Origin of the sequence: Bacillus coreaensis, from assembly GCF_050586445.1 — a bacterium.
Classification (GTDB): Bacteria; Bacillota; Bacilli; order Bacillales; family Cytobacillaceae; genus Robertmurraya_A; species Robertmurraya_A coreaensis.
The window spans coordinates 89,936-111,576 of the sequence record NZ_JBOCCY010000012.1 but is presented as its reverse complement, the minus strand read 5'-3'; the positions used below and the strand labels follow the sequence as shown (position 1 = coordinate 111,576).

Below are 21,641 nucleotides of genomic sequence, written 5' to 3'. Positions count from 1 at the left end.
ATAGGCTGTGCTAAAATAAAAGAAAATTTAGAATATATAAATCTCTAAGGGGGAAGAGAGAATGGCAAGAAGGACGATGACGCTTGTTGGTTTGTTTATTCTTGTCTTTGTAAGCGGTTGCACAATCACCACCAACAACACGAACAACAAAGGTGAATTTGAGGTGGTTTATTCGAAAGGGGATGTAAAAGGAGAAACAGAAAATACGGAGGAACGCCAATATACGATCGCTGTTGTACCTAAGCTTGTGAATATTCCCTATTTTAATGCAGTGGAAGAAGGGGCGCTAGAGGCAGGGGAAGAGCTTGGTGTGAAGGTCATTTATAAAGGCCCGACTGTGGCTGATTCTACCCAGCAAATCAAGGTAATTGAAGAGCTTATTCATCAACAAGTGGATGTAATCGCCGTTTCTGCCAATGATCCAGACAAACTGGTTCCGGTATTAAAAAGGGCCCAAAGAAAGGATATTAAGGTAATCACATGGGACTCGGACACACACTCTGATTCCAGAGAATTTTTTATCAATATGGTGAACCCGGAAACGTTGGGTCGGCATCTTATGGACACACTTGCATGGAATGTGGATGAAAAAGGGGAATATGCAATTATTACAGGTTCAAAATCGGCTGCCAATTTAAATGTTTGGCTCAACTGGATTAAGGTTCAGCAAAGAGATTATTACCCGAATATGAAGCTGGTTGAAGTGGTTGCCTCTGATGATGATCCACATAAAGCGTATATGCTAGCCAAAGAACTGCTAGCACAGTATCCGAATCTCAAGGGGATTATCGGGAATTCTTCCGTTGGTCCACCTGCAGCCGCTCAGGCTGTGAAAGAAGAAGGAAAGATGGGAGAAGTGGCCGTTGTCGGCTTGTCGTCACCAAACCCAATGAACGAATACTTAAAGGTGGGCGCCGCCCAAGTGGTAACCCTTTGGAGTCCGAAAAAGTTAGGATATTTAACAGTCGCCCTGGCTACGAATCTAGTTGATGGTGTCCACCCCTCTAATCAACAAGATGTACCTCAGGTAGGGAGAATTCACGTGATAGAGGATACGGTGATTATGGGAGAACCGATCGATTTTACAAAGGAAAATGTGGATCAATATGATTTTTAAGTGGAGAAGCTTTAAGAACTATCGCTTAATGACCAAACTAATCTTTACGTACATGCTACTAACGGTTCTTCCTATGAGTCTCATTGGATATGTTGCCTACTCTCAATATACGAAATCGATTGAGGAGCAGGTGGGTGAGTATATCCCGAAGGTCCTTGATCAAGCAAATGAGAGCATTGATTATTATTTAGCTGACGTAAAACAACTCCCAGAACTTCTTTATAACTCCAGCCAGGTCATCGAAGTGCTAAGAAAAGATTCCTATCAAAATAAATCATCACTGCTAAAAGATCGCTTTATCGTAAATAGTTATTTAACACGCACCTATATCAACGGAGAGGCGGATGTGTTAGGCGCGTTCATTTTATCCAAAAATCGACTGTTTGAAAGTTCGAAGATTCCCTACTCGGGCTTTGCAGAGGATATGCTTCCGTTCGGACAGGATCTGGAGCTAAAAGGAAAGCAATCCTTTCTATTGCCAAGTCAATTGCCATTATCGTTCGAAGGAAATCCTCCGTACATTCTATTAATGAGGCAAATAACAGATACAGAGAATCGGATGAACCTCGGAACCATGTTTATTGCTGTCGACCTTAGTTTTATGAGCAATGTGGTGGAAAATCTAGAGACGGTGAACAACGCTGATTTATCTCTTTTAAGTGAAGAAGGTCAAATGATCTACCATACCGATTCGGAAAAAATTGGTTTAATGGATGAAGAGTTTCTGAAATATCCTGAGATTAATGGGAGTTTTCGAACGACAGGAGAAGAGGAAAATCGACTGATCAGCATTAGTCGCGGTGGGCCGGATGGCTGGGTGTTACTACATAGTGTCAAATTGAAAAATCTAACCGAACGAACGGACCTTGTTCGAAATGCGACCATCATTGTTTTTATTGCCATTATTCTTCTCGGGACACTCATTTCTGTTTTTTTAGCATGGACGGTGTCACGTCCTATTCATCGACTAACTCATCAGATGAAGGAAGTCGAAAAAGGAAATTTCGAGGTGGACGTAACGAGTAATAGCACGGATGAAATTGGAATGTTAGCTAAAAGCTTTCATTCCATGGTAGCAAAAATTAAAGACCTGATAAGGTTGAATTACCAAATCAAGCTCCAGCAGAAGGAAGCGGAGCTATATGCGCTGCAATCGCAAATCAACCCACATTTTATGTATAACACCTTAGAGACGATTGGAATGGCGGTAGAGGAAGGGGAAAACGACACGGTTGTTGACATGGTATCGATTCTTGGTCGCATGCTTCGTTTTTCCATTAGCAATAAAGAGAAAATGGTGTCCATTGACCAAGAAGTACAACATATGAAAGATTACTTGACGATACAGAAAATTCGCTTCGAGGATCGAATTGAGTTTTCTATTCAAGATCATATGGATACGAAGAGGTTTGTCACTCCGAAATTCATTCTTCAGCCGATTGTTGAAAATTGTATGAAGCATGGACTCGATCATAGTCATCATTTTAAGGTGGATATTTTAATAGAAATAGAAGAGCAAGAGGTTCATTTTACTGTAAAAGATAATGGTCCCGGAATCAATGAAGAGGTCATGCGGGAGTTGAATAAGTATTTACAAATGGATCCAATGGGGCGTAGAGATTCGAAGTTTGGACTGATCAATGTTCATGGACGAATCACGATGATGTTTGGAGAACAATATGGTCTTCGTATAAAGAGTAACGGTGATATTGGGACCGAGGTAACGATCCGTATTCCTTTGTTTCCAATCGATTTGCTTAATGAGGGGGAGAGGGCAGATTAGAAAGATACGTACGATTGTAGTGGATGATGAAAATCGAATTCGCAGGGGAATCGAACGATTAGTTCAAGGGAATGAAGATGATTTTCACGTGGTTGGAAGCTTTTCAAGTGCGCTAGAGTTGCTGAACGCCTATGAAAAAGAGACGTTTGCCTTTGATTTATTAATTACAGACATTAAGATGCCAGGAATGGATGGACTGGATTTAATTGAGACCTTAAGAAAACAAGCTTCCTTTGAAGCCGTTGTTATCAGTGGGTACAATGATTTTAAATACTTACAAACAGCGATTCGTGCCGGAGCCATTGATTATTTGGTAAAACCGATTGTTAGGGAAGATTTTAAAGAGCAACTCGGGAAGGTAAAAGCAAAGATTAAACAAAAATGGCTGGAAGAAGAGAAGAATGTAGAAACCGATGCTGAGTTGCTCTTTCTGAAGCAAAGCCAGCAACTTAGTGATCTGACAAAAGAAAGGGAAATCGATTTATCGGAGCTTGAGTGGACGAAGAAGTTCATGTATGGAACGTACCATCTTTATTATCTAGCCTTGGATCAATCGCTTGAAAAAGGATCCTTTGAGGACTGGAAAAAGGCTGTGGAGCATACGATTCACCGGTTATTTAAAAAGAAATGCACATATTGGTTTTGGAAAGGAGAAAAGGCAACGTATTGGATTCTTACGGAGGGTGAAGAAAGGGGACAGGAAGTGGCAAGAGAGCTACAAATCCAGTTAAAGCAGTCTGGATCCTTAACACATACCTTGGCCGTAAGTGATGAATTTCAGGAGGTTTCCCTTATCTCTTCTATGAAGAACCATTTACAAACGCTCATGCAACTTCGGCTATTATATGGTGGAAATAAAGTCTTTACGTTTTCTCAACTGCAGCAATTAACAGCTGTAAAGGGCAAAGAAATCAAGGGCTTGGATTCTGTTATCAGTAAAATGGTTCATTCCTTGGAAGGAGAAAGGGAGGAGGAGGCCAATGATTTATTACAGAAGTACTTCCTTGAGCTGAAAAATCTTTCGTCTCCTCAAGATATAGAAATGTATATACAATCTCTTTCCGTTCAACTGGTCAACGTTCTCTTACAGGATTCCAGTAATAAAGGTGATATTAGCCTGATCCAGGAAGCCATTCAATTCACTAGGAAGGCAACAAGCTTTTCAAGTTTACGAGATGAACTGTCTAGATGGCTAACAAGAATCTTTCAAATAAGAAAAAATAGTATTCAGCAAAATGAGGTGGATCCCATTCATATCGCGAAAAAGTGGATCAAATTGCATTTGGGTGTAAATCTCACCATCGAAAAGATTGCTCGTGAGATCCCGATGAATCCTACGTATTTTTGTGAGTATTTTAAAAGTCAGACCGGAGAGACCATTCTAGATTATGTTACAAAAACGAGGATAGAAAAAGCGAAGGAGCTCCTTGTAACAACGGACCTTAAAATCTATGATATCGCTCAAATAGTTGGGTACGCAGATACGAAGTATTTTAGTAAGTTATTTAAAAAGTATTATGGAGAAGTTCCATCGAAATTTAAAGAAAAAGTAAAAACAGAGTCACATTAAACCTCCTATCCAGGAGGTTTTTTCATTTTTACAAAAACTCCCGAAGAATCTCCCCCCTACCCGAAGAATCTCTCCTTTTCGCTTAAGAGGGGACCAAGTAAGCTATATGTAAGCGTATACAGAAGGCGATTGTTCGTAGAGAACGAAAAGGGGTTAGGAGTGAAAGATATGTCTGATTTTGTTCTTGAACTGAGAGGTATCACGAAAACTTTTCCAGGTGTAAAAGCACTTGATCATGTTCAGTTTCAGTTAGGGCCGGGAGAGATTCATGCATTAATGGGGGAAAATGGAGCGGGAAAATCGACTTTTATCAAGGTCATTACAGGAGTTCATCAGCCAGATGAAGGGCAAATGTTCCTTAATGGGGTTGAGGTGAATTTTAAAAATCCAACAGAAGCGCAAAAGGTTGGAATTGCTGCCATCTATCAGCATGTAACTTGTTACCCTGACTTAAGTGTGACGGAAAATATTTTTATGGGTCATGAAAAAATACAAAAAGGGACAAGGAGAATTCGCTGGAAGGAAATGCATGAAGAAGCCAATCGATTGTTAAAAGAATTAGGTGCTAGCTTTGATGCCAAAACCATTATGGGAACGCTCAGTGTCGCACAGCAGCAGATGGTTGAGATTGCAAAAGCCTTGTCCACGAATGCGAAAATCATCATTATGGATGAACCAACGGCAGCCTTGAGCCGAAACGAAAGTGAAGATCTTTATCGAATAACGGAGAAGTTAAGAGATAGTGGCGCATCAATCATTTTCATTTCGCACCGGTTTGAGGATATGTACCGGTTGGCAAGCAAGGTAACCGTTTTTAGAGACTCCAAATATATCGGCTCTTGGGGTGTTCATGATATTTCCAATGAAGAATTAATTGTCGCGATGGTCGGAAGAGAAATTAAGCAGCTGTTTCCCAAAGTGGAAGCTACGATTGGACCAGAAGTACTGCGAGTCGAGGGATTAGGGAAAACAGGTTTATTTGCAGATATCTCCTTTTCGCTTCGGAAGGGTGAAATTCTTGGCATCACCGGATTAGTAGGAGCGGGGAGAAGCGAGGTATGTCAAGCAATCTTCGGTGTAGAGCCTGCAGACAAAGGAAAGATTTTTGTAAATGGGGTAGAAACACCCATTAAAACTCCGCTTCAGGCGATGAACAAAGGAATCGGATACTTGCCTGAGGATCGGCAACAGCAAGGACTCATTCTTTCATGGGGAATTGATAAAAATATTACCTTATCCTCCTTATCTTTAATATCCAAAAAAGGGTGGGTGAATCGGAAGAAGGAAGACGAGTATGCTAATGATCTATCAAAAAAAGTGAATGTGAAAACACCGAATGTGGCCAATTTGGTTAGCTCTCTTTCAGGGGGAAATCAGCAAAAGGTGGCAGTGGCAAAGCTACTGATGACGGGTTTGGACATTATCATACTTGATGAGCCAACAAAGGGTGTCGATGTTGGAGCCAAGTCTGCCATCTATGAAATTATAAGCAATCTGGCTGCACAAGGATACGGAGTTATTATGGTTTCGTCGGAGATGCCAGAAGTGATTAGTATGAGTGACCGAATTTTCGTGATGAGAGAGGGAAGAATTACGGCAGAAATTCAAGCAAAGCAGGCGACACAAGAAGCGATTCTTGAAGCAGCGATGGCGAGTAAGGAACCAACAGACGGTCAATCGCTTGAGGCATCTGGCTTATAAGGGGGGAGAAGAATGACTGCAAATAATGGACAAAAAGGAACGCTCATAGAAAATATCGCCAAGTTCCGTGAGGTTGGATTACTCGGCTTCATTATCATCCTATCGATCGTTATTCAATGGAGAAACTCTAGCTTTTTAACGTTGGAAAACATAAATGACATGATTACGAATACGGCAATCTTAAGCATTCTTGCTGTGGGGATGATGCTCGTTATTATCACAAGAGGAATTGATTTATCAATCGGGGCAACTCTTGCATTATCAGGAATGATTGCGGCCTTAACGGTTGGAGCTATTCCGAATTTGAGCCCAATTTTGGCCATTTTATTAGGAACTTTTGTTGGGTTGGTGAGTGGGCTTATCTTAGGAGCGATTATTGCCAAGGGAGGCGTTCTTCCTATTATCGCGACTCTGGGGATGATGTATATCTTCCGGGGACTTACCTTTATGGTGAGCGGTGGACAGTGGGTGAGTGCTCATCAAATGCCAGATAGCTTTAAAGGGATCGCAACGGGTTCGTTTTTAGGAATCAATCATCTTATTTTGATAGCTGTACTCATATATGTAGCATTCTACTACTTTATTAACCATACAAGAACAGGCAGACAAATTTATGCGGTAGGAAGCAACCCTGATTCAGCAAAGATCAGTGGCATTAACCATGACAAGATTATTTGGCTTGTGTACACGATCATGGGTGGTCTGTCTGGTTTAGCGGGGGTGTTATGGGTATCGAAATTCGCTTCTGCTCAAGGAGATACAGCATCTGGTTATGAGTTAACAGTCATTGCTGCATGTGTACTTGGTGGAGTCAATATTGCAGGAGGGTCGGGGAAAATATCAGGAATTATTTTAGGCTCGGTGTTAATTGGGATTATGAATAATGCCCTTCCTTTAATCAATGTTTCTCCTTTCTGGCAGACAGGAATACAAGGGTCCATTATCCTCATCGCTGTTGTATTAAATGCGCTTGTGAAACGAGGAGTAGATATGAATGCTCTCATGAGGAGGAGAATCTAACAATGGATCAGGTAAACAAAAAACCGTTTTCGTGGAAGGGCTTCTTCCTGCAGTGGGAATGGATGCTCATCCTATTGTTTTTAGTGGTGAATGTCATTAATACGAATCTATCACCCTTCTATTTAGATAGTGTTGGTCTACGGGATGCAACCATGACGTTCCTGGATAAGGCATTTATGGTCTTTCCGATGGTGATGATTATGATTTTGCGTGATATTGATATTTCCGTTTCATCTACAGTGGCTTTGGCTTCTGTCGTCATGGCTCATTTGTATACCTTAGGTGTTCCAATGGAGTTAGCAGTTGTGATTTGCCTAGCGGTGGGAGCTGTTTGCGGCTTGATTAACGGACTGCTGATTGTAAGGTTTAAGGAGCTTTCAGCCGTTATTGTTACGCTATCAACGATGATTATCTATCGCGGAATTGCTTATATCATTTTAGAAGATCAATCAGCCGGTTCTTTCCCGGAATGGTTTGGATTCCTAGGATGGGGATATATTGGCGGCGTTCCGTTTATCTTGATTGCCTTTGTCGTGATGGCGGTGCTGTTTGGGTTATTGCTGCACAAAACGACCTTTGGGAGACGAATATACGCTATCGGAAGCAATCCAACAGCCAGTCGTTTCTCTGGTGTGCAAGTGGATAAAATCAAAATAATCGTATTTACACTTGCTGGGGTGATGGCAGCTATTACGGCCCTCTTTTTAACATCAAGAATGGGAAGTACAAGACCCAATGTGGCGCTCGGCTACGAGTTAGATGTGATTGCGATGGTGGTGTTAGGTGGAATTAGTACAGCTGGTGGAAAAGGAAAAATGATTGGTGCCATTATCGCTGTTTTCCTAATCGGATTTTTACGATATGGATTAGGACTGATCAATATGCCCGCACAAGTGCTGATGATCATCATTGGACTGTTGCTCATTGTAGCAGTCATGGTTCCTAACTTGAAACCAAAAGCGAAGGCAAAAGGAAAGCCATCGAAGAGTCAAGGTCAACAGATCGCTGGATAAGTACAATGCAGTCAACGACTGTTTGTAGATAAATAAATCAATACAAAAAAGGGGAGAACAAAATGAAAAAGCTGTTCCTAGGATTTTTGTCAATTTTTCTAGTATTCTCAATGCTTGCGGCATGCTCGCAAACATCCTCTAACGAAGGATCTAACGATTCAGGAAGTAAGGATGGGAAGAAGCGTTTTGCCATCGTCTTTAAAAACACCGGTAACCCTTATGGAGAAAAACAAATGGATGGATTTAAGCAAGCGATTGAGGCACTTGGACATGAAGCGATTTTAAAAGCTCCAGACCAGCCAACTGCTGAAGCGCAAATTCAAATGATTGAAGAGCTGATCTCGCAAAAAGTGGATAGCATTGCGATCGTAGGAAATGATCCTGATGCACTTCAACCGGCGTTGAAAAAAGCAATGGACCAAGGCATTAAAGTTCTTTCTCTTGACTCGGCTGTTAACGCGAAAAGTCGTATGGTTCACGTGAACCAAGCGGACCCTGTTGCGATTGGACGTGTACAAATTGAAGCTATTTCTGAAATGATTGGTGGAAAAGGGCAAATTGCCGTACTTAGTGCAACCTCTCAAGCTACTAACCAAAATGCTTGGATTGAGCAAATGAAGGAAACATTAAAGGATCCAAAATATAAAGATATTGAACTTGTAAAAGTAGCTTACGGTGATGACTTACGCGACAAGAGCGTATCTGAAACAGAAGCTCTATTAAAGTCTTACCCAGAATTAAAAGGAATTATCGCACCAACAACCGTTGGAATTGCGGCTGCTGGGAAAGTGTTAACAGACAAAGGATTAAAGGATAAGGTTCACTTAACCGGTCTTGGATTACCAAGTGAAATGGCCGAGTATATTGAAAGCGGTGTCTGTGATTGGATGTACCTATGGAATCCAATTGATGTAGGATACTTAGCAGGATACGCTGCAGATGCTCTTGTGAACGAAACGATTACTGGAAAAGTGGGCGACAAATTCACTGCGGGCGACCTTGGTGAGAAGGAAATCGTTGAAGACGGAGATGGCACGCAAATCATGCTTGGCGATCCGTTCAAATTTGATGCAAGCAATATTGCGGAGTGGAAAGAAGTGTATTAAGAATAAAAATGACTTACAGACCTTATCGGCTGTAAGTCATTTTTTTGTCCTTATGAGCACTAGACGAACACTCAAGCCTTCTTATCCCTCTGTTCGATAAATTGCTTTCGGTATTCGGCAGGAGTAACGTGATAATGCTCCTTAAACTTTTTATAGAAATGATTGAAATTGGTGTAGCCTACTTCATCCGCAATATGATTGATTTGGAAGGTTGTATTTTCAAGTAATAGTTTTGCCTGGCGAAGTCGAAGTTCTTGAATCATTTCACTGAAGGTCTTACTGAGATTTTCCTTAAAAAACCTACTAAAATAGTTAGGATGAAAGTGAAAGTGTTCAGCAACCTCGCTGAGGGTGACCGTTAAATAATGTTCCTCCAAATAATTTAGAATTTCTACAAGGGATCTCTTTCCCTTTGTTACATCGTTCACTTCCAGATTGCTTTTCTTAGACAACCTCAGAAGCTCCGTAAAAAGCAGGATGACGTTACAATTAACCACTTCAATGCTGGCCACATCAGGGTCCAAGGATTCGCACATGGCTGTAGCGATATAATATTTGATTTTCTCATTTCCACGTGAGGGAAAGTATAGGTAACGTCCATTCATATTCGGTTTATAGATGGCATCGATAACGAATTCCGAAATGAGGTCATTTTCTGTTAAACGAGCTAAAATACTTTGATTAAAATAATCCTTTCTAATCAGAATATTAATGATAATTGATTCTTCTGCTACTTTATTGATGGTGTGAACCACATCGGTATCCAATATGGTTAGGTCACCTTCCTCCATTCTCACCACCTGTTCATTAATTACCTGGGTGAAACCTCCCCTGTAGGCGTAGCTAATTTCTAAAAAATCATGTTTATGGGGGAGCACCTCCACAAAACGGGGATGCTTCTTAAAAGTCATTTTTTCCGTATTTTTCATGAATATATCCCCTGAGAGAACCTCTTCAGAAAACATCTTATTTCCTGTTCCCGGCGAATGGATTAAAGGCAATATTTCATGGATCTGGGTTATTCCTGCATTAATGGCAACGGTTTCGATTATGTCATAGGTTTTTAAATACTCTTCCAACTCGGCAACGAGCATAGATTTCACTCCCCCTTTCTTTAAAAGTTAAGATTTGTTATAAAACAAGATATGATTTGATATTAAAAATTTAGATAATTTTATATAAGATAAGTATGACATCGCTTACATAATAAAAGCAAAGGTTTTTTAAAAAGAAGTGAGCATATGACAGGTGACTCGTTTAATAGTTAACATTTGCCATATTGTTCAAGGTAAGCGAAATAAAATCATAGGGGGTTAAGGAGATGAAGGGGAAAGAAGCTGGCAGTATATCTTTAAAAGAAAAATTAGCTTTTGGTTCAGGTGCTTTTGGGAAGGATATCGTGTATATTTTCATATCGATGTACATTATGTACTTTTATACGGATGTACTTAAAATCCCAGCAGCAACTGCAGGGACCATTTTGTTAGTAGTACGCCTCATTGATGCAGGATTTGACCTACCGTTTGGATTTTTAGTGGATAAAACCAAATCGAAGTGGGGGAAGATGAGGCCTTACCTACTGTTTGGTGCAGTCCCTTACGGAATCGTCACAGCGCTTTTGTTTTATGCACCGAATTTTACTGAAACAGGTAAGGTATTTTACGCTTTCACTTTATATTTGTTAATCAGTATCTTGTATAGCATTGTCAGTATTCCTCATGCCGCATTGAACACGGTTATGACGGAAAATGTTCAAGAAAGAGCCCACTTGACGAAGTATCTCGTTTTGTTTTCAGGTTTATCGGCAGCCATTGCAGGTACGATTGCCGTACCAATCGTAGGGTTATTTCCAAGTCCAAAAACTGGATATTTCTATCTGGGAGCCTTTATTGGAGTCTTATCTATTATCTTGATTCTTCTCTGTTTTAAAGGGACAGCTGAGAAAGTAATAGAGAATGAAAAAAGAGAACAAATTCCATTTAAGTTAGCAATCAAAACCGTGGGGACCAATATCCCATTTTTAATCTTATCTGCTTCCTTCTTGTTAGCTCAATTGAGTCTAGGTATTCGAGGAGCTTCTGGTATCTACTATTTTATTTACAATGTAGGCAATCCGAATTTGTTTAGTGTCGTATCAGGTCTTGGAGGAATCATTGGCTTAGTTCTAACTCTCGTGTTACCAGCTATAGCTATTCGCATAGGAATAAGAAACTTTTATATTTTAATAGGTGCTCTATCGGTTATTGACTTCCTTTTCATTTATTTCACCCCTGTAAATATGGCACCAATGGTGTTAGTTCTTAATATTTTGGCTGGAGCATTAACGGGATTAGTCATGTTTGCTGCTTGGGGAGCACTACCTGATGCCATCTCTTACTCTGTCAGACAGAATGGGTTGCATATTGAAGGGGTCTATTATTCTCTTTATAACTTTATTCAAAAGCTTGGTTCATCGCTTTCCGGTGGACTTGCCGGTTTTGTTTTAGCAGCTTATGGATATCAAGCAGGCAGCGCGCCAACCCCTCAAAGTTTAGAAGGAATTCTCGTTACCTCCGCTTTAATTCCAGCAGCTTGTGCACTTTTATTTACCTTGTTGATGCTTTTCTATAAAACGAAACCATCAAAGAGTCAAACAGTTGAAAGCGGTGTTATTAATGGATAGGGATTTAAGGGTTGAAAATCTTACGGTAGAAAGTCAAAAACACCCGTTAGGAATAGATGTTGTTACCCCTCGATTGAGTTGGTGGATTCAAACGGAGCAACATCCAATTTTGCAAACAGCTTACCACGTAATAGTAACGGATGAAGACGGAACCGTGGTATGGAATACGGAAAAAGTAAAGAGTGACCAGTCACTTTGGATTGAATATCAAGGAACTCCCTTACATTCACGAAAACGATATGATTGGAAAGTGAAAGTGTGGGATAACCAAGGAAGAGAATCCGATTGGAGTCACCCTGCATCATGGGAAATGGGATTGTTAAACCAGGGAGATTGGTTTGCAAGCTGGATGGAGCCCGAGCAACAAGAAGCCGTTGAGGAAGATTTTATCACGATTAAAGAAATCTTTTCTGGTGGTCTAAAGGCAGAAAGTCTCGAGGAAAGAGTGAAGAATCTTCGACCTCCTCAGTTGTTTCGACGTCCTTTTACGGCTGAAAAAAAAGTCAAAAAGGCAAGAGTATATGTAACCAGCCATGGAATCTATCAATTGGAACTGAATGGACAAAGGGTAGGAGACATAGAATTTGCACCAGATTTCACAGCTTACAATGTACATCTGCAATATCAAACCTATGATGTCACAAAGTTTATTCAAAATGGTGACAATGTAATCGGTGTAAAAGGGGCAGATGGCTGGTATATCGGACGAATTCAATTAACGGGTCATAGCTGTCAATATGGAAACAAACTAGGAATATTACTCCAATTAGAAATGGAATACGAAGATGGAACAACAGAAATGGTAACCTCTGATGAAAACTTCGTCTCAAGTCCTGGACCTTGGCAATATTCTGACTTATTTATTGGTGAAAAATATGACGCAAGACTCGAGCAGGATGATTGGAGTTGTTCTAATTTTGATGCTTCTGGTTGGTCTAAGGTCAATTGTGTGACATACTCATTCGATAATCTTTCGGCTCAATATGGACCAAGTGTAAAAGCCATGGAGGAATTACTACCATTTAATATCCACCGTGAAGAGGATGGAGCGCAAATTATTGACTTTGGTCAAATTATTGCGGGACGTATTCGTCTAAGCATGGATGTTCCGCGGGGCACGACCATTTGTATGGAACATAGCGAGGTATTGGACCAAGACGGGGAATTTTTTATGAATATTATGGGTCGAAATAAAGACCAAATAGATCTTTATATCGCAAAAGGAAATGGAAAGGAAACCTATGAACCAAGCTTTACCTACCACGGTTTCCGATATGTGCGTGTGACCGGTCATCCACATGACATTCAAAAAACAGATGTAAAAGCGATCGTATTATATAGTGAAATGGAAACAACGGGCCATTTTGAATGTTCTGACGGCAGAATTAATCAATTGCAGCAAAACATCCAATGGAGTCAAAAGACGAATATGTTATCGATTCCGACTGACTGTCCTCAACGAGAAAAAGCAGGTTGGACGGGGGATCTTCAGGTGTTTGCACCAACAGCTACTTTTAATATGGATGTTAATTCCTTCCTAACTAGGTGGTTGGTTGATGTCCGTTTAGAGCAATTTCCTGATGGTCAAATCGCCAATTTCGTACCAACTGGAAAATATTATGAGCCAGAATGTACTGCAAATGGGGGACAGCTTTCGAGTGCCGGGTGGGGCGATGCCATCCTTATCGTTCCTTGGGTATTGTACGAAAGATATGGGGATAAGCGAATTTTAGAAGAAAATTTTGATGCCATGACAAAATGGATAAGTTATGTTCGTAAAAAAGCAGAGACGGAGATTCCAGACCATCTAGAAGACAAAGATCCTGTTCGTTTAGAAAGGCAAAAATACTTATGGAACACAGGATTCCATTTTGGAGATTGGCTAATTCCGAGCATAAAAAATCCGATGGAAAGTGCCATTCGGACAAAAGAACTCGTGGCAACTTGCTTTTACGCAAATTCAACTCTCCTTTTAGCCGAAATTTCAAAAGTACTCGGGAAATCCGAACTGGAGTCTATGTACAAAAACTTGAATAGCCAAATTAGAAAAGCTTTTGAGGAAGAGTATGTGGATGATAAAGGGAGAATAAGCTCGCATTTTCAAGGGATTTATATTTTAGCTCTGCAAATGAATATGGTGTCAGAGCAAAAACGTTCGCTGGTGGTCAACCAATTAGTTGAATTAATCAAGGAGAATGGGTATAAGCTTGATACGGGATTCCTATCGATCCCCTATTTAATGGATGTGTTGTGTAAAGAAGGTCATGCCGATCTCGCCTATCGACTACTCTATCAAACAGAATGTCCTTCTTGGCTTTATGAAGTTGAAAATGGGGCAACTACGATTTGGGAATCATGGTCAGCGATCGCACCCGACGGAACGGTTGGTCATATGTCATTTAATCATTATGCGTTTGGATGTATTGGTGCTTGGCTATATAGACATATTGCTGGGATCAAGCATGATCAACCTGGATATAAAACGAGCATCATCGAACCTTATACCGATTGTGGATTATCTTTTGCTAAAGCAAAACTTAAAACAGGTTATGGGATCCTTTCATCGTCTTGGTCCAAAAACAATCATACGGTTCAATTAGAAATTGAGGTACCAGCAAACACAACAGCAACCGTCATCCTTCCTCAAAATGTGGATATTACAGGTAGTAGAGAAGTCAAGACCTATACAAGCGAAGGAAAAGTAAAGTTTGCTGTTGGAAGTGGAATCCACCAGATTGAGTATGCTGAAAAATGCGTTGTAAATAGCAAGTAAATGGTCGAGAAAGCAAATAAGTTTCAGGAATCGCAAATAAACATCTGATAAGAAGTTCTCAGGAACACAATTTAGTTCCAAAAGGGATTTAACAACGTTAAATGACTCTCTAGAGCCTCCAAAAGTACTGGTCGAATGTAATTTCGACCAGTTTTTTTATTAAAAAAACGATAGCATTCCCGAAATCTATGTATTATAGTTACTTAAAAAGATTCGACAACTTCTTCGCTCAAAAGGTGATGATAAAAATGAAAGCGCTTATTAGAAAAGTTAAAAACGAAAAATATCGGTATAGAAATTTTATCTTAATATTGGCTCTTTCCATTGGTCCATTAATGGGTCTAGGTTTTGTCTCTTTTAATATTACAAAGGATTTATTGATTCGAAACCAGACGGAAACGATACAAAACCATTTAGAGACGTCGAGTGAGGTGGCGGACTTATTATTTCGTAACATCATTAATATGGAACGAATTATTACATGGAATAAGGACGTCCAAAAAGACTTAAAGGAAAGTGTTACCCTTGATGTGGCAGGGGGAAGATTGGTCGACAACGGATCGCTGCGAAGGCTGCAGGATCACTTGGCTAGTAGTTTAATAGATACGCAAGATATCGACTCGGTATGTATATTCAATGTGAATTTTCAAGGAATGTGTTATGGAAAGTCCGAAAGCTATGGTAGATATGGAAATGGTGGCTTTCATGAATACATTGGAGATACAGAGTGGTATAAGGAAGCGGTCCAAAAGGATGGGAAAACCATTTTTTACGGATATAATGTGTTACAAGGAAATAAATCAAGTAAGACTTTTTCATCTGTAAAGCTACTGAAAGACCCAGGGGAATTCTATGATCCCACTACGACAGGATTACTAGTTGTGAATATTAATCAATCGATATTTTCGAGAGTGTTTAAAAAGAGTGACAATAGTGCCTTTCTGATTTTAGACGATTCACAGGGAATTTACAGGAATGTGTACCGATACCCCAGTTCTTTTCAGGTAGAGGAGTTGTCCAATAGAGAGGTTTCTCCATTGGACGAGTTGAAAAATCAAGGATACATCGTTACAGATTATAAAAACAGAATCACTGGTTGGACTTTTTCAAATGTGATTAACGAAAAAGAGTTGTTAAAGCAATCCAATCAAATACGGAATGTGACGATTTCGATTGCATCAGTTATCGCCATTGTTGCATTTGTCTTCTCGTTTTTATTATCGGAAACACTATCCAATCCTATGGTTCGGTTAAGGAAAATGGCAGCAGAGTGGACAAGTGGTCTCTTGCACCCTTCGGAAACAGATGCACCAACAGATGAAATCGGAGCCATCGGTCAGACGTTTCAAAAAATAACGGGTGAAAATAAAGTGCTAAATGAGGAGTTAATCAGGTCGCAACTTAAGGAAAGAGAAGCGGAGCTACGAGCATTACAAGCTCAAATTAAGCCGCATTTTCTGTATAACACGCTAGATTCGATGTACTGGATGGCGTCACTAGAAAATAATCATGAAGTGGCGAAAATGGCCGTTGCTCTCTCAGAAACCTTTAAGCTCAGTTTAAATAATGGAAAAGATATGCTTCCTGTTTCAAAGGAACTTGAACATATTAAGCATTATTTAACGATTCAAAATTTACGCTTTAATCATCGTTTTTTGTATGTGGAGGAAGTTGATCCTCAGTTACTAGATAAAGAGATTCTTAAATTGCTTCTTCAACCATTAGTGGAAAATGCCATCTATCATGGTCTTGAGCCAAAGGTAGGGAAAGGAACCATCACGTTAACGGGCCGATTAGAGGACGGATGGGTTGTTTTTACCGTTCGGGATGATGGTGTAGGAATAGCTGATTTGGAATTGACGAGAAATGGTTATGGCATGCAAAATGTTCGCGAGCGTTTATATTTATGCTACGGGGAAGATAGTGAGTTAACAGTGCATAGTAAGGTGAATGAGGGAACTTGTGTAGAAATTCGTTTTAGAGAAAATAAAGGGGGTCAAACTCTTGCGGAAGGCAGTAATATTTGATGATGAGTACATCGTGCTAAAAGGTCTTGAACGAATGATTGACTGGTCTGAATATGGTGTCGAGTTAGTGGGGACCGCTGCTGATGGAGAAGAGGCCCTAGAGATTTTCCGCAATCATCGGCCGGACATCGTTTTCACTGATATACGAATGCCTGGGAGAGATGGCTTACAAGTGATTGAAGAAATCTTAAAAGATGATCCTGACACGCAATGTATCGTGTTTAGTGGATTCAATGAGTTTGACTATGTGAAAAAAGCATTAAAGCTAGGTGTCGTTGATTATCTGGAGAAGCCAATTACAATCTCGATGATCAAAGAAGCGTTAGAAAAAACAATTAGTCGAATAAACCATCATGAAACGGTGAATACACTAAAGGATTATAATCAAAAAGAAAGATTAGAAAAAGAGACCCTACAGTTCTTGTTAGGCAAAGGCAATGAGTTACAGTGGAAGGATCGGTTTGGGAAAGACGCCGAAATGCTTAAGGGTGTGACCGTTCTTGCTCTTTCATCGGTCGTCCCACCACCAGACACAAACGAAGATCATCGGATTGTTGCCATTCAAAATGGTACAGAGAACTTATTAGTGGTCTTTCACTTGGTGAAGGATTTAAAGAATATATGGGACCATATGTTGAACTGGTCAGAGCATACGGGAGTGGCTGTTGGCTCGGGAAAGACGTATACAAATATATTAGATATTCATAAAAGTTATCACGAGGCCCTTCACGCCCTTCGATATACCCAGTTTATGAATGAGTTCGAGTGGTATCGCTTTGAGGATATTGGTGAAAGTCCTAGTCATAGCACCGATCTGTCCAAGCACGAACAAGCGGTTATCTTTCATATCCGGACGGGTGATAAGGAAGGATTGTTCGAACAGTTGAAGTCATTAATCACCCAATTGGACCGAAAGAAGCTTCACCCTGATGTGATCGAACGAGATGTGCTAAAGCTTGTCTATCTCGGTCTTGAAGTCTTAAAGGAAACAGGCTGCGATCCCAATCAAACCTGGCCAGACTACATGCCACATCATGAAATTCGTAAGCTACAAACAAAGGAAGAAATGTATTCATGGCTTTACAATCAACTAGAAAAAATTATTCATGCCTCTATTAACATTCGTTCTACATATAAGCATGAGGCAATCGAACGTGCTTGTACATTTATTAAAGACAACTACACAAGAGATGTCACGCTACAAGAGGTTTCCGAGCATGTAGGTATGAACGCCACCTATCTTAGCCTCTTATTTAAAGAAGAGATGGGTGAGTCGTATATCAAATACTTAACTCATTTACGAATGGAAAAAGCGAAGCAGCTCTTGACGGAGGGGAAAAAGGTTGCTGAGGTAAGTGAGTTAGTTGGTTATCACAGCTATAGACATTTCTCCGAGCTTTTTAAAAAGCATGTCGGGATCAAGCCAGGTCAATTTAAGGAAATAAAATAGTCTTGTTCCATGGAACAGGACTATTTTTTGTACGAAAAATTCATACATAAACAAAAAATACGGACGTAATCAAAAAAATGAGACAATTAAAAAACTCAATGAAAGCACTTACAATAAAGGTAGATCCAAGGACATCAACCTAGGAAAACATAAAAATAGAATCTGATCTTCCTTTAATGGAAGCGAGAATGCTGTCATTGGATAAGTCATCATTATTTATAAGGGGGAAGTTAAAAGATGAAGGCTAAAAAGAAAATTTTTGCCGTCCTATCAAGTGCTGCGTTATTCGCAGGAATTATGGCAGGCTGCAGCAGCAACAACGACAGTGCTTCAGGAGAAAAAGAAGAAGATTCAGGACAAGTGACGCTAACCATCCTCGTGGATAACCAAACAAACTTGGATGGAATGAAAGCGGTAACAGATACGATCGAAGAAAAATATGACATTAAAACCGAATATGAATTACGTCCGGGTGGGGGAGAAGGAGACAACCTCGTTAAGACACGATTAGCAACAGGAGACATGACTGACTTAATGGCGTATAACTCAGGTTCTCTTTTCCAAGCATTGAACCCTGAGCAGAACTTTTTAGATATTTCAGAAGAACCTTTTGTAGAAAGCATTATGGATGATGCAAAGGACGCATTGTCTTCAAACGGAAAAGTTTACGGTATTCCATCGACTAGCTTTATGGCAGGGGGCTGGTTCTACAATAAAAAGATTTATGAAGAGCTAGGCCTATCTGTTCCGAAAACATGGGATGAGCTAATGGCTAATAATGAAAAGATAAAAGAAGCTGGAAAAACAGCAGTTATCGGATCTTACAAAGACTCTTGGACAGCACAAGTTGTCGTACTTGCAGATAATTACAATGTGCTTCAACAACACCCGACGTTTGCAGAGGATTTCACAGCAAATAAGGCAAAAATTGCAGGGACACCGGGAGCACTTCGTAGCTTTGAAAAGTTAGCTGAATTATTTGATGCAGGGTACTTAAATGAGGATTTCCTTGCTACTGGTTATGAAGCAGGATTACAGAAGTTAGCTGAAGGGGAAGGGGCACACTATCCAATGTTAAGTTTTGCTCTACCTATGTTATCAGCGAATTACGCAGAGGAATTAGATAATATTGGATTCTTTCCTCAACCAGGTGATAGTGCAGATGAGAACGGATTAACAGTCTGGGTACCAGGTGGTGTTTATATTAATAAAAACACTGAGCATCCAGAAGAAGCAAAGAAATGGATGGAATTCTTTGTATCGCAAGAAGGAATTGATCTCTACAACGAAAAAATTAAGCCACAAGGACCTCCAGCAGTCAAAGGAGTGGAGCTTTCCGATGATGTGTATGGTGCAGTAAAAGATATGATTCCATTCTTCGAATCTGGAAAAACAGCACCTGCTCTTGAATTCTTAAGCCCAGTAAAGGGTCCAAACCTTCCACAGATTGCTGTTGAAGTAGGAAGCGGTATTTCTGATGCAAAAGCTGGAGCTGAACTATACGATAAAGACGTTGAAAAACAAGCAAAACAACTTGGCCTTGAAGGCTGGTAATCAGCTGGTTAAATGAGATGAGGCCCTGTCATTCCCGACAGGGCTTCTAATCTAACCAGACTAGAAAAGGGGAATACATTATGACAAAGCTTACCAATCGCTCGTACACGTATTACTTCTTATTGCCCGCAGGAATTATATACTTCGTGTTTTTCCTACTGCCAACTATTATGTCGTTTTTCTTTAGTATGACATGGTGGACCCTCACAGATTGGAAATTTATCGGATTTGAAAACTTCATCACTTTTTTAACAGAACCTTCACTGAATATAGGTTTTAAAAATACCATCATATACGCGATTGTCACCTGTACGTTAAAGGTAATCTTAGGACTTTTACTAGGTGTCTTCCTAAGCCAAAAGCTAAAAACGATCGGCTTTGTACGGTCTATGGTATTCTTTCCAACCCTATTAAGTACGATTGCAGTTGGGATGGCATTTGCGATGATGATGCATCCAACTCAAGGACTGATTAATACGGCATTGAAGATTGTAGGAATTACAGGGCCGGATTGGTTAGGAGACACGACGATTGCTCTATTATCTGTTGCATTGGTAGATGTTTGGAAAGGGGTAGGGATGGCAACCGTCATCTTTATCGCAGGAATCATGTCTATTCCAGAGGATTACTATGAAGCTCTAGCCATTGATGGTGGGAACTCGTTCCATAAGTTCTGGAATATCATTGTGCCATTAAGCAGACCAGCCATGAACTCTGTTATTATTCTAGCTTTTATCGGTGGATTACGTTCATTTGATTTAGTGTGGGCAATGACTAAGGGAGGCCCAGGATTTAGTACCGACTTGATTGCTTCTATTATCTATAAGCAATATCAAGGTGGTTTCTATGGCCTCTCCACAGCAGGAAACGTGATTTTGTTTGTTGTTGTTTCAGCTCTTGCTTTCCCATTATATGCATTCTTGAATAAGAAAGAGGTGGACTTATAATGAGTGAAACACAGATCGCAGTAAAAGCCGATACTCCATTTCGGACAAATACCAGGAAGAGAAAATCAGTAAGGAAGTTGTTCAGTGAAATATTAGCGATTATCCTGTCTTTAGTTATATTCGGAGTTCCGTTTTACTTTGTTATTGTGAATGCGAGTAAGGATACAAAAGAGTCCTCTCTCTTAAATATGGACCTTCCAAGCTCGTTTCAACTAATCGAAAATATTCAAGCGGTTATGGCCGCTCAAAACGGAATGATCGTAAGAGCCTTTTTCAATAGTATGATGATCACTGGTTTTTCAATTGCCATTCTCATCTTAGTCGGGGCCATGGCTGGATATGTGCTCCAACGTCGTACGAGCAAAATGTCACCATTTTTCAACTTTTTGATTTTGGCTGGACTTATTATTCCACCAGCGATCGTACCAACGATCTGGGTTCTTGATGGAATCGGACTATTTAAAACGATGCCGGGCATTATTTTAGTAGAGGTAGCGTTAAACCTACCATTCACCATTTTGCTTTATAAAGGATTTATGGCAACACTTCCGAAAGAACTGGATGAAGCGGCACTGATTGATGGCTGTGGAAGAATGCGCTTGTTCTTTAGCATTATTTTGCCATTGTTAAAACCAGTTTCAGCAACCGTCATCGTACTTACAGCTGTTGGAGTGTATAACGACTTTGTTAACCCGTTATATTTCTTCCCAGGTGCTGAAAACGCTACGTTACAGTTAACGCTCTATAACTTCTCAAGTATGTACAATACACAATGGAACTTGTTATTTACAAATATTCTATTAATCTCGATTCCACCACTTATCTTGTTTATTTTCTTCAATAAGAAAATTGTAGCAGGTATGACCGCAGGAGCTGTGAAGTAGAAAGGATGCTGAAAAACAAATCTTACTTGTCCAA

The 21,641-nt window shown here is 40.1% G+C and carries 15 protein-coding genes; 14 read left to right on the top strand and 1 reads right to left on the bottom strand.

Annotated elements, in window-relative coordinates:
• Positions 1 to 61: 61 nt before the first annotated feature.
• The 7 genes from ACQ5H4_RS17190 (at position 62) to rhaS (ending at position 9,310) form a co-directional block, all read left to right on the top strand.
• Complete coding sequence (locus ACQ5H4_RS17190; RefSeq protein ID WP_430776224.1) at positions 62 to 1,117, top strand: autoinducer 2 ABC transporter substrate-binding protein; 1,056 nt, start codon at positions 62 to 64, stop codon at positions 1,115 to 1,117.
• Positions 1,107 to 2,900: a cache domain-containing sensor histidine kinase gene (locus ACQ5H4_RS17185; RefSeq protein ID WP_430776223.1), complete on the top strand. Its 1,794-nt coding sequence runs from the start codon at positions 1,107 to 1,109 to the stop codon at positions 2,898 to 2,900. The genes ACQ5H4_RS17190 and ACQ5H4_RS17185 overlap by 11 nt, the downstream gene beginning before the upstream one ends.
• Entirely contained in the window at positions 2,878 to 4,470 is a 1,593-nt protein-coding gene (locus tag ACQ5H4_RS17180; protein ID WP_430776222.1) for a response regulator transcription factor, read from the top strand. Before ACQ5H4_RS17185 ends, ACQ5H4_RS17180 begins: the two co-directional genes overlap by 23 nt.
• Positions 4,471 to 4,638: 168 nt before the next feature.
• Complete coding sequence (locus tag ACQ5H4_RS17175) at positions 4,639 to 6,171, top strand: sugar ABC transporter ATP-binding protein (protein WP_430776221.1); 1,533 nt, start codon at positions 4,639 to 4,641, stop codon at positions 6,169 to 6,171.
• Positions 6,172 to 6,183: 12 nt separating this feature from the next.
• Positions 6,184 to 7,191: an ABC transporter permease gene (locus ACQ5H4_RS17170; protein ID WP_430776220.1), complete on the top strand. Its 1,008-nt coding sequence runs from the start codon at positions 6,184 to 6,186 to the stop codon at positions 7,189 to 7,191.
• Between the two features lie 2 nt (positions 7,192 to 7,193).
• Positions 7,194 to 8,204 carry an ABC transporter permease gene (locus ACQ5H4_RS17165; RefSeq protein WP_430776219.1) on the top strand — a complete coding sequence of 337 codons (1,011 nt, stop codon included), beginning with the start codon at positions 7,194 to 7,196 and terminating at the stop codon, positions 8,202 to 8,204.
• Positions 8,205 to 8,266: 62 nt separating this feature from the next.
• On the top strand, positions 8,267 to 9,310 hold the full coding sequence (gene rhaS / locus ACQ5H4_RS17160) for a rhamnose ABC transporter substrate-binding protein (protein WP_430776218.1): 1,044 nt from the start codon (positions 8,267 to 8,269) through the stop codon (positions 9,308 to 9,310).
• Between the two features lie 71 nt (positions 9,311 to 9,381).
• Here the strand turns inward: rhaS and ACQ5H4_RS17155 are convergent, their stop codons facing one another.
• A complete protein-coding gene (locus tag ACQ5H4_RS17155) occupies positions 9,382 to 10,404 on the bottom strand; it encodes an AraC family transcriptional regulator (protein ID WP_430776217.1) in 1,023 nt (340 codons plus the stop codon).
• A gap of 227 nt (positions 10,405 to 10,631) precedes the next feature.
• Between ACQ5H4_RS17155 and ACQ5H4_RS17150 the strand changes: the two genes are divergently transcribed.
• The 7 genes from ACQ5H4_RS17150 (at position 10,632) to ACQ5H4_RS17120 (ending at position 21,607) form a co-directional block, all read left to right on the top strand.
• Positions 10,632 to 11,972: an MFS transporter gene (locus ACQ5H4_RS17150; protein WP_430776216.1), complete on the top strand. Its 1,341-nt coding sequence runs from the start codon at positions 10,632 to 10,634 to the stop codon at positions 11,970 to 11,972.
• Entirely contained in the window at positions 11,956 to 14,745 is a 2,790-nt protein-coding gene (locus ACQ5H4_RS17145) for an alpha-L-rhamnosidase (RefSeq protein WP_430776247.1), read from the top strand. Before ACQ5H4_RS17150 ends, ACQ5H4_RS17145 begins: the two co-directional genes overlap by 17 nt.
• A gap of 248 nt (positions 14,746 to 14,993) precedes the next feature.
• Entirely contained in the window at positions 14,994 to 16,772 is a 1,779-nt protein-coding gene (locus ACQ5H4_RS17140; protein ID WP_430776215.1) for a sensor histidine kinase, read from the top strand.
• Positions 16,750 to 18,222, top strand: a complete 1,473-nt coding sequence (locus ACQ5H4_RS17135; protein WP_430776214.1) for a response regulator — start codon at positions 16,750 to 16,752, stop codon at positions 18,220 to 18,222. Before ACQ5H4_RS17140 ends, ACQ5H4_RS17135 begins: the two co-directional genes overlap by 23 nt.
• 237 nt (positions 18,223 to 18,459) lie before the next feature.
• Complete coding sequence (locus ACQ5H4_RS17130) at positions 18,460 to 19,776, top strand: ABC transporter substrate-binding protein (RefSeq protein ID WP_430776213.1); 1,317 nt, start codon at positions 18,460 to 18,462, stop codon at positions 19,774 to 19,776.
• An 80-nt stretch (positions 19,777 to 19,856) separates the two neighbouring features.
• Positions 19,857 to 20,723, top strand: coding sequence for a carbohydrate ABC transporter permease (locus tag ACQ5H4_RS17125; RefSeq protein WP_430776212.1), 867 nt, complete (start codon positions 19,857 to 19,859; stop codon positions 20,721 to 20,723).
• Positions 20,723 to 21,607: a carbohydrate ABC transporter permease gene (locus tag ACQ5H4_RS17120; protein ID WP_430776211.1), complete on the top strand. Its 885-nt coding sequence runs from the start codon at positions 20,723 to 20,725 to the stop codon at positions 21,605 to 21,607. The genes ACQ5H4_RS17125 and ACQ5H4_RS17120 overlap by 1 nt, the downstream gene beginning before the upstream one ends.
• The last annotated feature ends 34 nt before the right edge of the window (positions 21,608 to 21,641 follow it).